The organism is Streptomyces sp. NPDC003035, assembly GCF_042888285.1.
Lineage (GTDB): Bacteria > Actinomycetota > Actinomycetes > Streptomycetales > Streptomycetaceae > Streptomyces.
In genome coordinates this window covers 300,336-312,361 of sequence record NZ_JBIAPJ010000006.1, presented here as the reverse complement: position 1 = coordinate 312,361, position 12,026 = coordinate 300,336, and the positions used below count along the sequence as shown (strand labels likewise).

At 69.1% G+C, this 12,026-nt stretch carries 11 protein-coding genes; 3 read left to right on the top strand and 8 right to left on the bottom strand.

Translation table 11 applies throughout. The features are described from left to right. Window positions 1-6: 6 nt before the first annotated feature. The 5 genes from ACFYV5_RS21255 to ACFYV5_RS21235 are packed head-to-tail and all read right to left on the bottom strand — an operon-like array spanning window position 7 to window position 3,433. The gene (locus ACFYV5_RS21255) at window positions 7-429 is read right to left on the bottom strand and encodes a DUF4279 domain-containing protein (protein WP_355112164.1); all 423 of its coding nucleotides are present in this window, start codon (window positions 427-429) and stop codon (window positions 7-9) included. Next, window positions 426-845, bottom strand: coding sequence for a DUF4279 domain-containing protein (locus tag ACFYV5_RS21250; protein ID WP_355112162.1), 420 nt, complete (start codon window positions 843-845; stop codon window positions 426-428). The genes ACFYV5_RS21255 and ACFYV5_RS21250 overlap by 4 nt, the downstream gene beginning before the upstream one ends. A 25-nt stretch (window positions 846-870) precedes the next feature. After that, entirely contained in the window at window positions 871-2,532 is a 1,662-nt protein-coding gene (locus ACFYV5_RS21245) for a putative T7SS-secreted protein (protein WP_389170580.1), read from the bottom strand. After that, complete coding sequence (locus ACFYV5_RS21240; protein WP_389170577.1) at window positions 2,532-3,179, bottom strand: hypothetical protein; 648 nt, start codon at window positions 3,177-3,179, stop codon at window positions 2,532-2,534. Before ACFYV5_RS21240 ends, ACFYV5_RS21245 begins: the two co-directional genes overlap by 1 nt. After that, on the bottom strand, window positions 3,176-3,433 hold the full coding sequence (locus ACFYV5_RS21235; protein ID WP_389170574.1) for a hypothetical protein: 258 nt from the start codon (window positions 3,431-3,433) through the stop codon (window positions 3,176-3,178). The genes ACFYV5_RS21240 and ACFYV5_RS21235 overlap by 4 nt, the downstream gene beginning before the upstream one ends. Window positions 3,434-3,540: 107 nt before the next feature. Here ACFYV5_RS21235 and ACFYV5_RS21230 point away from each other — a divergent pair, with 107 nt between their 5' ends. Both ACFYV5_RS21230 and ACFYV5_RS21225 read left to right on the top strand, forming a co-directional pair. Further along, complete coding sequence (locus tag ACFYV5_RS21230; protein ID WP_389170571.1) at window positions 3,541-5,796, top strand: ATP-dependent RecD-like DNA helicase; 2,256 nt, start codon at window positions 3,541-3,543, stop codon at window positions 5,794-5,796. 179 nt (window positions 5,797-5,975) lie between these two features. Then, a complete protein-coding gene (locus tag ACFYV5_RS21225; protein ID WP_355112154.1) occupies window positions 5,976-7,265 on the top strand; it encodes a citrate synthase in 1,290 nt (429 codons plus the stop codon). A 425-nt stretch (window positions 7,266-7,690) separates the two neighbouring features. Here ACFYV5_RS21225 and ACFYV5_RS21220 read toward each other — a convergent pair whose 3' ends face one another. Both ACFYV5_RS21220 and ACFYV5_RS21215 read right to left on the bottom strand, forming a co-directional pair. Next, window positions 7,691-9,949: a heavy metal translocating P-type ATPase gene (locus tag ACFYV5_RS21220; RefSeq protein ID WP_389170568.1), complete on the bottom strand. Its 2,259-nt coding sequence runs from the start codon at window positions 9,947-9,949 to the stop codon at window positions 7,691-7,693. Between the two features lie 85 nt (window positions 9,950-10,034). Then, window positions 10,035-10,268 (bottom strand): heavy-metal-associated domain-containing protein, encoded by a 234-nt coding sequence (locus tag ACFYV5_RS21215; protein ID WP_389170565.1) that lies wholly within the window; start codon window positions 10,266-10,268, stop codon window positions 10,035-10,037. A 146-nt stretch (window positions 10,269-10,414) separates the two neighbouring features. Here ACFYV5_RS21215 and ACFYV5_RS21210 point away from each other — a divergent pair, with 146 nt between their 5' ends. Then, window positions 10,415-11,629 carry a cation:proton antiporter gene (locus ACFYV5_RS21210; protein WP_389170562.1) on the top strand — a complete coding sequence of 405 codons (1,215 nt, stop codon included), beginning with the start codon at window positions 10,415-10,417 and terminating at the stop codon, window positions 11,627-11,629. Between the two features lie 9 nt (window positions 11,630-11,638). On the opposite strand, the gene ACFYV5_RS21205 is transcribed toward ACFYV5_RS21210, so the two are convergent. Next, entirely contained in the window at window positions 11,639-11,836 is a 198-nt protein-coding gene (locus ACFYV5_RS21205) for a MerR family transcriptional regulator (RefSeq protein WP_355112147.1), read from the bottom strand. Between the last annotated feature and the right edge of the window lie 190 nt (window positions 11,837-12,026).

The following is a 12,026-nucleotide window of genomic DNA, read 5'->3' as shown; positions in this document are numbered from 1 at the left end:
GGCGCCTCAGTCGAGCCAGTCCAGTGGGTCCTCCGAACCGGTGTTGCCCTCCAGGAGCGTCGTGAAGGAGACCGGCAGCCCGAGTGAGGCGAGCCGGTCGGCGGACTCGGCCGAGAGCGTCAGCTCCTCGTTCGCCCGCACCGTTCCCGCGATCGAGACCTGGGCGAAGCAGCCGGCGGTGGACAGCGCCTTGATCCGGTCGAGCAGCGGCCCGACCTGAGCGGTCAGCGCCGCGATCTGCTCGCTCAGGTCGTCCGAGAACCGCTCGTCGAGGGCGTACGCCCACCAGCCCGGTCCGTGGTGGACGGAGGCGCCGGTCTGCCGCTCCGCGACCGGGGCGAGCCCGAGGGAGCGGTCGACGGCCGAGGGGTCCAGGCCGCTCCCGGTCAGGGCCAGGGAGGTGGTGATCGAGGTCCACACAGGAGTCACCGTTCGCTCGTGCTGGGGGCGAGGGCCAGGGGAACACCGAGGCGGGCCACTCGGCGCATCTGCTCGGGGGTGAGGGCGATCTGCGAGTCGTTGTCCACGTATCCCCTGATGGTGAGTGTCACGGAGATGCCGTTCGCCAGGAGGCCGCGCACATCCTCGGCATGCGGTTCGACCGCCGTCAGGATGGTGTCGAGCTGTTCCGGGAACACCCGTGTGGAGCGCTCGTCGCATTGGAGTCGCCATTCTCCGTCGACGTCTCCTGGTGGTCCCCACCGGCTGGGCCCGGGTGGCCGGGTCCCCGTCGGTTCGATGTTCAGCTTCTTGCTGACCTCGTCCGGGTCGAGATCGGGCCCCCTGACGACAAGAGACACATCGGTCAGCACCCAAGCCGCGCCCTGCTGATGATCCGCATTCACCGTTCGGTCCGTTCTGGTTTCATCATCACTTGTATTCGCGACAGGCAGCCCAGTGAACGTTTCCCATGTTTTCCTTCATGAGTTCGTTGAGTGCCGTACGCTGCGCTACCGTCTTTGAATTCTCGTACACCGTGAAGCCGCCGCCCCCGCTGCCCTCCGGAGGGGCCAGCGTGTAATTCGGTATGCGATCGCCCTCTTTGAACGTCTCGTACCACCCTCCGCTCGGGTAGGAGCCACCTTCCACCGCGACTCCGCTGAGTCCTGGGAGTTTCTCGCCGTCCGGGATGTAGAAGGTTACTGTGGTGCCTTTGGGCACGACCACCTCTCCCGCGTTCCGTTCAAGATATCCGTGTCCGGCCAGCACCGTCTCGCCGTCAGCGCGACCGCCGACCAGGACCCGGTCGGCGTAATATCGACCGTCGTCGTCGGACCATTTGCGGTCCTTGATGACTTCCGGCCTGCTGTCCATGACGGCCCGTTTGATGTCGTCGGGTGAGGGTATTTCACCGCCCGACCCCCGGCTCGTCAGGCCGTCCAGCCCGGGATGGCCCGTTCCCTTCCTGATGTCCGGGCGCAGGCCCGCCCGGAGGCCGCCGCGTACGACGCCGGCGCCCTTGGTTCCGAGAACTTCGGGGAGCAGGCGGCCGAGGAATTCCGTCGGGTCGCCCTTCGCGGCGTCCCAGGCGTTCTTCAGTGCCCGGTCCGGGTTGGCCACCGTGGACACCAGGCCGGCGAGCGTCGTGTTGACGCCCTTGTAGTACTCCGCCGGGTGGGTCAGGTTGTACGGGTCCATCGGGTTGACCGAGCGGACGAAGTTGACCAGGCCCGCCGTGCCCTTGATGACACCGCCGCCGAAATGGGCCAGTTCGATGCCCTGGGCCAGGCCGTGATCCATCAGCTCGAACTTGGCCCGCTCGCGGCCCGTCGGCTCCTTGGGCGCGTGTGCCAGCGCGGCGCGCACCGCGGCCTTGGCGGTCTCACCGGCCTCGTTCCGCGCCTTCCGGGCGTCGCTCAGGAACTCCCGGGCGCGTTGCCGCTTGGCCTTACCCGGATCGGAGAAGTCCCCGGGATGGGGCAGCGGACTGTCCCCGTCGCGCGCCGCGTTGTAGGCGTCGACCTTCTTGTTGTACGTGTCGACCGCGGCCTTGGAGTCGTTGTCGCCCTCCTTGTACATCGCGATCGCCTCACGCGCCTTGCCCTGCGCGCTCACGATCGCCTGGGAATACGCCTCCAGCGCCTTGGCCGCGTTCTCCATCGCGTCCGAAGCGTGCAGCCAGTCGGTCGGCAGAGTCTGGAAATTCTCCCGAAAGGAGTTGGCCGCCTCACCCTTCCAGTGATCGGCGTCCAGCTTCTTCATCCCACCGCCGACCAGGTCGAACGCGCGTTGGAAGTCCCGCAGGTTCTTCACCGTCTCGGCGATCTTCTCCGGCCTGCCGTGGACGAGCTCGTTCGCCTCCTCGGTCTGCCCGAGCTGCTGCTCCCCGACCTCCGCGCCGAGGGAGGACGCCGTCTCGTCACCCCAGTCCTCGACCCCTTCGGCAAGAGCGTCGTATCCGTAATGACGCAGGCCCTGGCCCGCTTTGTCGGTCGCGTAATCGACGCCCTCACCGACGAGCTCCTTGCCCTTGTCGATGCCGTCGCCGATCTTGTCGATCCCCTTGTCGACCAGACCGCCCCAGTCCACCATCAGCGGTTCTCCCCCCACCGTGGCTGCTCGGCCTGATCGATGGTCTCCTGGTCGGGATCGAGCATGTCCTTGAGCTCCTCGTCCATCCCGTCACGCAGCTTCGGATCCAGCACACCCGAGCGCTCCATGGAGTCGAGCATCGAGTCCTCGACGTCGTACGCGGTGTTCTTCCAGGTCTGCTTGACCTCCTGATGGGCCTCGGTGAACGACTCCGGGCTGTAGTCCGCGTTGTCCCACATGTGCTGGTCACGGATCGTGTCCCAGCGCATCTGCTTGACCTCGTCCTCGGACAGATGCGGGTTCCCGTTCAGGGAGTTCACCCCGATCTTGAACGAGTCCTTGATGTACTGCTCCTGCTCCGCGAACGAGCCCGCCGACAGACCCACCCCCTGCGCAAAAGCGTTTCCCCGCAGCGTCAGAGCGCGTACGCCCCACTCCCACCGGTTGCAGAAGGTCTCGAACTCCGACGTCAGGCCGCCGTGCCCCAACTCCAGCCCCGACAGGGCCAGATCGGAGAAGCCGCGACCCGTCGACGCCTCTCCGATCATGCCGAGCTCCTTCAGCTCGGTATGCGCCAGATCGATACCGTTCGCGATCTCCACCAGCGCCCATGTCGGCGCCGCGAGCATCGGTTCGTCGCCGCTCATCGCATCCCCCTGAGATCCACTGCCACCGCATCGGGCACGGTGCCTTCGTCCAGCAGCCGTTCACCCCGCACCGTTCGGTACTCCCGCTCGAACGGTACGAGTACGGCAGCGCGCCGGAATTCGTCGAGCAAGCGTGCAAACCGCCGCCGCCCGCGCGCCACCTCGTCGGCCTGGCTGGGAGCGGCCGGCTTGGCCAACTCCGCCGGTCGGGAGACCTGCTGAGGCCTCGGTATGTCATCCCCGTTGTCAGTCACCAGCGGAATGCTGCCACGTGTGCGTTCCCGCCAGCAACGAAGTGCGTTGTCCACAGCCCCCGGCGCACACTCCACCCGATGTCCGAGCCCTTCGGTACCTTCGGGCCATGTCCAACCAGGGTCAGGCACAGGCACCGGCTCAAGCACCGGCACAGGCACCGCGCCTGGCAGTCGTCGAAGGGGTGCTCGAGCGGATCACGTATGCCAATGAGGAGACCGGTTACACGGTGGCCCGCGTCGACACCGGTCGGGGTGCCGGGGATCTGCTCACCGTCGTCGGCTCGTTGCTCGGGGCGCAGCCCGGTGGGTCGCTGCGGTTGGAGGGGCGTTGGGGCTCCCATCCGCAGTACGGCAAGCAGTTCACGGTGGAGAACTACACGACCGTCCTGCCCGCCACCATCCAGGGCATACGCCGCTACCTCGGCTCCGGGCTCATCAAGGGCATCGGTCCGAAGATCGCCGAGCGGATCGTCGAGCACTTCGGCACCGACACCCTCGACGTCATCGAGCGCGAGCCGAAGCGGCTCATCGAGGTCCCGGGGCTCGGGCCCAAGCGGACGAAGCTGATCGGGGCCGCCTGGGAGGAGCAGAAGGCGATCAAGGAGGTGATGGTCTTCCTCCAGGGAGTCGGCGTCTCCACCTCCATCGCCGTGCGCATCTACAAGAAGTACGGCGACGCCTCGATCTCCGTCGTGAAGAACCAGCCCTACCGGCTGGCCGCCGACGTCTGGGGCATCGGCTTCCTCACCGCCGACCGGATCGCCCAGGCCGTCGGCATCCCGCACGACAGCCCCGACCGGGTCATGGCGGGCCTGCAGTACGCCCTGTCGCAGTCCACCGACCAGGGCCACTGCTTCCTGCCCGAGGAGCGGCTGATCGCCGACGCCGTGAAGCTGCTCCAGGTCGACACCGGCCTGGTCATCGAGTGCCTCGCCGAGCTGGCGGGAGATCCGGAAGGGGTCGTACGGGAGTCGGTGCCCGGCCCCGAGGGGCAGCCGGTCACGGCCGTATACCTGGTGCCGTTCCACCGCGCCGAGCTCTCCCTCGCCGGGCAGACGAAGCGCCTGCTGCACGCACCCGAGGACCGCATGGCGGGCTTCCAGGACGTCGCCTGGGACAAGGCCCTGGCCTGGCTCGCCGAGCGGACCGGGGCCTCCCTCGCGCCCGAGCAGGAGGAGGCCGTGCGGCTCGCCCTGACCCGTAAGGTCGCCGTGCTGACCGGCGGGCCGGGGTGCGGGAAGTCGTTCACCGTGCGCTCGATCGTGGAGCTGGCCCGGGCCAAGCGCGCCAAGGTCGTCCTGGCCGCCCCCACAGGCCGCGCCGCCAAGCGCCTCGCCGAGCTGACCGGCGCCGAGGCGTCGACCGTCCACCGGCTCCTGGAGCTCAAGCCGGGCGGCGACGCGGCCTACGACCGGGACCGGCCGCTCGACGCCGATCTCGTCGTGGTGGACGAGGCCTCGATGCTCGATCTGCTCCTCGCCAACAAGCTGGTGAAGGCGGTGGCACCCGGTGCCCACCTCCTGCTCGTCGGTGACGTGGACCAGCTGCCCTCGGTCGGCGCGGGCGAGGTGCTCGGGGACCTGCTCGCGCCCGGCAGCCCGGTGCCGGCCGTGCGGCTGACCCGGATCTTCCGTCAGGCGCAGCAGTCGGGGGTGGTCACCAACGCCCACCGCATCAACGCGGGGCTCCCGCCCGTCACCACCGGCCTGCCGGACTTCTTCCTCTTCGTGGAGGAGGAGACGGAGGACGCCGCCCGGGTCGCCGTCGAGGTCGCGGCACGACGCATTCCCGCCAAGTTCGGTCTCGACCCGCGCCGGGACGTACAGGTCCTGGCGCCCATGCACCGCGGTCCCGCGGGCGCCGGAGCGCTCAACGGGCTGCTCCAGCAGGCCGTCACCCCGGCCCGCCCCGACCTGCCCGAGAAGCGGTTCGGCGGCCGGGTCTTCCGCGTCGGCGACAAGGTCACCCAGATCCGCAACAACTACGAGAAGGGGGCCAACGGCGTCTTCAACGGCACGGTCGGCGTCGTGACCTCGCTCGACACCGTCGAGCAGCGGCTGACCGTGCGGACCGACGAGGACGAGGAGGTGCCGTACGACTTCGACGAACTGGACGAGCTGGCCCACGCCTATGCCGTCACCATCCACCGCTCGCAGGGCAGCGAGTACCCGGCGGTCGTGATCCCCGTCACCACCAGCGCCTGGATGATGCTCCAGCGGAATCTGCTCTACACGGCCGTCACCCGGGCGAAGAAGCTGGTCGTCCTGGTCGGTTCGCGAAGGGCGATCGGCCAGGCCGTCCGTACGGTTTCCGCAGGCAGACGCTTCACCGCGCTGGCCCACCGGCTGTCGGCAGCCGTGTGAAAGACCACCCCCGACTTCCCCAAGCGGGGCGAAGGGGGCAAGATGAGCAGGTTGGCGGCACTGAGTGCCGCCGAATGGCCCAATGGTCGACCCCGAGTGCACTCTCCTGAGCCAAATGGGGGATGGTAGAGACAGTCAGGGCACCTCGAAGAAGAGGCACTACGTCGGTGAGGGATGACGTGAGCGACAACTCTGTAGTACTGCGGTACGCGGACGGTGAATACACCTACCCGGTGGTCGAGAGCACCGTCGGCGACAAGGGCTTCGACATCGGGAAGCTCCGAGCCCAGACCGGTCTGGTCACCCTGGACAGCGGATACGGCAACACCGCCGCCTATAAATCCGCCATCACCTACCTCGATGGCGAGCAGGGCATTCTGCGGTACCGCGGTTACCCCATCGAGCAGCTGGCGGAGCGCTCCACCTTCCTCGAGGTGGCGTACCTGCTGATCAACGGTGAGCTTCCCAAGGTCGATGAGCTCGCGACCTTCAAGAACGAGATCACCCAGCACACGCTGCTGCACGAAGACGTCAAGCGCTTCTTCGACGGCTTCCCGCGGGACGCCCACCCGATGGCGATGCTCTCCTCGGTGGTCTCCGCGCTGTCGACGTTCTACCAGGACAGCCACAACCCGTTCGACGAGACGCAGCGTCACCTCTCCACGATCCGGCTGCTCGCCAAGCTGCCGACGATCGCGGCGTACGCCTACAAGAAGTCGATCGGCCACCCCTTCGTCTACCCGCGCAACGACCTCGGGTACGTCGAGAACTTCCTGCGCATGACCTTCTCGGTCCCGGCCCAGGAGTACGAGCTGGACCCGGTCGTGGTCTCCGCGCTCGACAAGCTGCTGATCCTGCACGCGGACCACGAGCAGAACTGTTCGACGTCCACCGTCCGTCTGGTGGGTTCGAGCCAGGCGAACATGTTCGCGTCGATCTCCGCCGGCATCTCGGCCCTGTGGGGTCCTCTGCACGGCGGCGCCAACCAGTCGGTCCTGGAGATGCTCGAGGGCATCCAGGCAAACGGCGGCGATGTCGACTCCTTCATCAACAAGGTGAAGAACAAGGAGGACGGCGTCCGCCTGATGGGCTTCGGCCACCGGGTGTACAAGTCCTTCGACCCGCGAGCCAAGATCATCAAGGCCGCGGCGCACGATGTGCTCTCCGCCCTCGGTAAGTCCGACGAGCTGCTGGACATCGCGCTCAAGCTGGAGGAGCACGCGCTCTCCGACGACTACTTCGTCTCGCGCAACCTCTACCCGAACGTGGACTTCTACACGGGCCTCATCTACCGCGCGATGGGCTTCCCGACCGAGATGTTCACCGTGCTCTTCGCGCTCGGCCGTCTTCCGGGCTGGATCGCCCAGTGGCACGAGATGATCAAGGAGCCGGGTTCCCGCATCGGCCGCCCGCGCCAGATCTACACCGGCGAGGTCCTGCGCGACTTCGTCCCGGTCGAGGGCCGCTGATCCTCGGGCCGTCCGCTCCGGTCGAGGGTCGCTGACGCCACCGTCACCACCTCGCCTCACGGCGCGCGCTCAACGAAAAGCGCCCCGCCGCCGATCCCCCCACGGGTCGGCGAGCGGGGCGCTTTCCATATCCCCGGTGCGGATTCCCCCCACGGGATCCGGGCCGGGCGTCTGCCGGGTTCAGCAGAAGCTGTGCGGGTCTGCGCGGTCTGCCGGGGTACGTACGGGAGGGCCGCTCAAAGCTCCCCGGTGCACGTGCCCCGGCCAACGCTTGCCTGGGACGTCCCCCAAGACATCCCATGAACGTCCCCCAAGACGTTCTTGGCATCGCCCACTTAGACTCGCGAACGGCCCGAATGGTTACCCCTAAATATCTGTGATCTAGGTCTCTTTGTGAAGGTCTTGTGCGTCACGTGTAGGTGAATTCACTTGAACCTCCGAAGTCGCAGGCTGTTTGTCACGACAAAGACGGACGAAAAGGCCATGGCCAGGCCCGCGATCATCGGGTTGAGCAGCCCGAGCGCCGCCAGCGGCAGAGCGGCGCAGTTGTAGCCGAAGGCCCAGCCCAGGTTCCCCTTGATCGTCGCCAGGGTTCGGCGGGAGAGCCGGATCGCGTCCGCCGCCACCCGCAGGTCGCCCCGGACCAGCGTCAGATCGCTCGCCTCGATGGCCGCGTCCGTGCCCGTGCCCATGGCCAGACCCAGGTCCGCCGTGGCGAGCGCGGCCGCGTCGTTCACGCCGTCGCCCACCATCGCCACCGTCCGGCCCTCCGCCTGGAGGCGCCGGACCGTCGCCACCTTCTCCTCCGGCAGGACCTCGGCGAAGACCAGGTCCGCGTCGATCCCCACCTCGGCCGCGACCGTCTCCGCGACGGCCCGCCCGTCGCCGGTCAGCAGGACCGGCGTCAGACCGAGGGCACGCAGCCGGGCGACGGCCTCGGCGCTGGACTCCTTGACCGCGTCGGCGACCATGAGGGCTCCGCGGGCCCGGCCGTCCCAGGCGACCTGGACGGCGCCGGGCTCCGGCACTCCCGGTACGTCGACGCCCTCGGCCTCCAGCAGCGCCGCGCGGCCGGCCAGGACCCGGTGGCCGTCGACCGTGCCGCGCACACCGAGGCCGGGCACGTTCTCGAAGGACGTCGGCACCGGGAGCTCGCCCACGGTCAGCCCGAGCCGCTCCGCCGCGCCCGCCGCCACCGCCCGGGCGACCGGGTGCTCGGAGGCGTGCTCCAGGGCGCCCGCGAGGCGCAGCAGCTCGGTCTCGTCCTCACCCTCGTACGCGTACGCCTTCCGGAGCCCCATCCGGCCGGTCGTGACGGTCCCCGTCTTGTCGAGGACCACGGTGTCGACGCGGCGGGTGGACTCCAGGACCTCCGGACCCTTGATCAGGATGCCGAGCTGGGCGCCCCGGCCGGTGCCGACCATGAGCGCCGTCGGGGTCGCGAGGCCCAGGGCGCAGGGGCAGGCGATGATCAGGACGGCCACGGCGGCGGTGAACGCGGCCGTGGCGTCCTCCGCCACCAACAGCCAGGTGAGCAGGGTGCCGAGCGCGATGAGGAGCACGACCGGCACGAAGACGGCGGAGACCCTGTCGGCGAGGCGCTGGGCGGCGGCCTTGCCGTTCTGGGCGTCCTCGACCAGCTTCGCCATACGGGCCAGCCGGGTGTCCGCGCCGACCCGGGTCGCCTCGACGACCAGCCGGCCGGAGGTGTTCACGAGTCCGCCGCTCACCGCGTCGCCGGCCGTGACGTCGGCCGGGACGGACTCGCCGGTGAGCAGGGACGCGTCGACGGCGGAGGCGCCCTCGGTCACGGTGCCGTCGGTGGCGATCTTCCCCCCGGGACGTACGACGAACCGGTCGCCGACCCGGAGGGCGGCCACCGGAATCCGTACCTCCGTGCCTGCCCGCAGGACGGACACGTCCTTGGCGCCCAGCTCCATCAGCGTGCGGAGCGCGGCGCCGGCCTTCCGCTTGGCGCGGGCCTCCAGATAGCGGCCGAGCAGGATGAAGGTGATGACGCCGGCCGCGACCTCCAGGTAGATGCTGGAGGCGCCGTCGGTGCGACCGGCGGTCAGGTCGAAGCCGTGGCGCATCCCGGTCATGCCGGCGTGGCCGAAGAACAGGGCCCACAGCGACCAGCCGAAGGCGGCCAGCGTGCCGACCGAGACGAGGGTGTCCATGGTCGCGGCGCCGTGCCGCAGGTTCGTCCAGGCCGCGCGGTGGAACGGCAGTCCGCCCCAGACGACGACCGGGGCGGCGAGGGTCAGGGAGAGCCACTGCCAGTTGTCGAACTGGAGGGCCGGGACCATGGCGAGCAGGACGACGGGCGCGGAGAGGACGGCGGAGACGGTGAGCCGCTGACGGAGCGAGGCGAGCTCCGGATCCGCCGCGTGCGCCGCGGCTTCCGGCGCCTCATGGACTGACTCCGGCTCCGGCTCCGGCTCGGGTGCCGGTGGCGGGGGTTCCTCGGCCGTGTACCCCGTCCTGACGACCGTCGCGATCAGATCGGCGACCTCGACCCCGGGCAGGTGCTCGATCCGCGCCTTCTCCGTCGCGTAGTTGACGGTCGCCGTGACGCCGTCCATGCGGTTGAGCTTCTTCTCGACGCGGGCCGCGCAGGAGGCGCAGGTCATCCCGCCGATGGTCAGCTCGGTGGTGAGGACGGACGCGGGGCTGGAGATCATGTGCGTTCGGATTCCGAGAGGGAGCAGGGCCGTACCGTCGTAACGGTACGGCCCTGCCGGGTTATGCCGTGGAGCGGCTCGGGCCTCAGGCCTGGCCGACGAGCTCGTAGCCGGCCTCGTCGACGGCGGCGCGGACGGCGGCCTCGTCGAGCGGGGCCTCGGAGACCACGGTGACCTGGCCGGTGGCGGCCACGGCCGTGACGGAGGAGACCCCGGCGATCTCGGAGATCTCGCTGGAGACCGCGCCCTCGCAGTGCCCGCAGGTCATCCCCTTGACCTGGTAGACGGTGGTGAGTCCGGTCTTCGTCTCGGCGGTCATGACGGTCTCCTCTTCGAGGACGGTGCTGGTTCGGGATTCGTACGCTGGTTCAGGTTCGTACTCAAGCACAGGCTATACCCCCTGGGGGTATAAAGTCCACTCTCCTGTCGCCCGCGCCGTGCCGACTCTTATGGTAGATACCCGATATGTCGCATTCGGGGATCACGCTGATCCTGATCATGTCGATCGCCGTTCTGGCACCGCTGCTGGCCTACGGCGCGACGCGCCGGCTGCCCGTACCGCTCGTGATCTTCGAGATCCTGCTCGGCATCCTGATCGGCCCCGACGCCCTCGGCTGGGCCCATGTGGACGCTCTGATCGACGGCCTCTCGGAACTCGGCCTCGCGATGCTGATCTTCCTCGCGGGGTACGAGATCGAGTTCGGCACGGTCCGCGGCGACACCCTCAGGCGCTCGCTGGGGGCCTGGGTGATCGCCCTGGCACTCGGTCTGGGCGTCGGGATGCTGCTGGGCGGCGGATTCCACAAGGGCGTCTTCATCGGCGTGGCGCTGACCAGTACCGCCCTCGGCACCGTCCTGCCGGTCTTGCGCGACGCGGGCCATCTGCACGGCAGGTTCGGCTCGGTGGTGATGGCCTTCGGGGCGGTGGGGGAGTTCGGGCCGATCATCGCCATGGCGCTGCTCCTGAGCGGACGCAATCCGGCCCGGTCGACGGCGCTGCTCGCGGTCTTCGCGGCCCTGACGGCGGGGGCGGTGTACTGGGCGCTGCGCCCTCGGCCGCCGTGGTTCTCCCGGGTCATCGCCAAGACGCTGCACAGCAGCGGCCAGTTCGCGGTCCGCTTCGTCTTCCTGCTGCTCGCCCTGATGCTGGGGGCCTCGCAGGCCCTCGGCCTCGATGTCCTGCTCGGCGCCTTCGCCGCCGGTCTGATCACCCGGCTCGTCCTGACCGGCGCCGCGCCGCGGTCGGGGCCGGCGATCCTGGAGAAGGTCGAGGCCGTCGGCTTCGGCTTCCTGGTGCCCATCTTCTTCGTCGTGACCGGCATCGAGTTCGATCTGGACTCGCTGCTCCAGAGCGGGCGGACCCTGCTGCTCCTGCCGGTCTTCCTGCTGCTCTTCCTGGTGGTGCGCGGCGGGCCGGTCTGGTTCCTGGCCCCGGACGACCTGGGACGCAGGGGCCGCGGCGCGCTGGTGCTCTACAGCTCCACGGCCCTGCCGCTCGTCGTCGCGATCACCACCATCGGCCTCGACGACAAGGCGCTGACGGCCGGTGAGGCGGCGGCGCTGGTGGGGGCCGCGATGGTGTCCGTCCTCGTCTTCCCGCTCCTCGCGCTGAAGATCGGCGCGGGAGCGGGGGAGAGGACGCGACCGACGGAGTCGGTCACGGGGTCGGAGTCGTGGTGACGCGCGAGGTCAGTCGCGTCGGCTCCGGTTGCCCGGGCGGTTGGCCACCCAGGCGCGGATCGTCTCCGCGTACCAGTAGGGCTTGCCCGACTCGACATGATCGGGCGGGGGCAGGAGACCGTGCTTCCGGTAGGAGCGGACGGTGTCCGGCTGCACCCTGATGTGCGCGGCAATGTCCTTGTACGACCAGAGCCTTCTGTCCGTCATATGGGGCACCTCCCTGCGCGCCTCGCAGCGGCGGCGGGGGTGCCGTTCGGGGGAGCTGCGGGCGGGCGCTGGTGATCACTGAGCCTGTGCCCGTTGAACGACGCTCCGTGACGGGAGGAGAGCGGCTGTCGAACGGCTGTGACGGAAAGCCCGCGTAACGGAGATATGTGTGACGAGGGAGGGACGGATG

Excerpts from the sequence above, each read along its gene's own strand:
- ACFYV5_RS21245 (WP_389170580.1), bottom strand. The coding sequence starts at position 2,532 with ATGGTGGACTGGGGCGGTCTGGTCGACAAGGGGATCGACAAGATCGGC.
- ACFYV5_RS21240 (WP_389170577.1), bottom strand. The coding sequence starts at position 3,179 with ATGAGCGGCGACGAACCGATGCTCGCGGCGCCGACATGGGCGCTGGTG.
- ACFYV5_RS21230 (WP_389170571.1), top strand. The coding sequence starts at position 3,541 with ATGTCCAACCAGGGTCAGGCACAGGCACCGGCTCAAGCACCGGCACAG.
- ACFYV5_RS21220 (WP_389170568.1), bottom strand. The coding sequence starts at position 9,949 with ATGATCTCCAGCCCCGCGTCCGTCCTCACCACCGAGCTGACCATCGGC.
- ACFYV5_RS21215 (WP_389170565.1), bottom strand. The coding sequence starts at position 10,268 with ATGACCGCCGAGACGAAGACCGGACTCACCACCGTCTACCAGGTCAAG.
- ACFYV5_RS21210 (WP_389170562.1), top strand. The coding sequence starts at position 10,415 with ATGTCGCATTCGGGGATCACGCTGATCCTGATCATGTCGATCGCCGTT.
- ACFYV5_RS21205 (WP_355112147.1), bottom strand. The coding sequence starts at position 11,836 with ATGACGGACAGAAGGCTCTGGTCGTACAAGGACATTGCCGCGCACATC.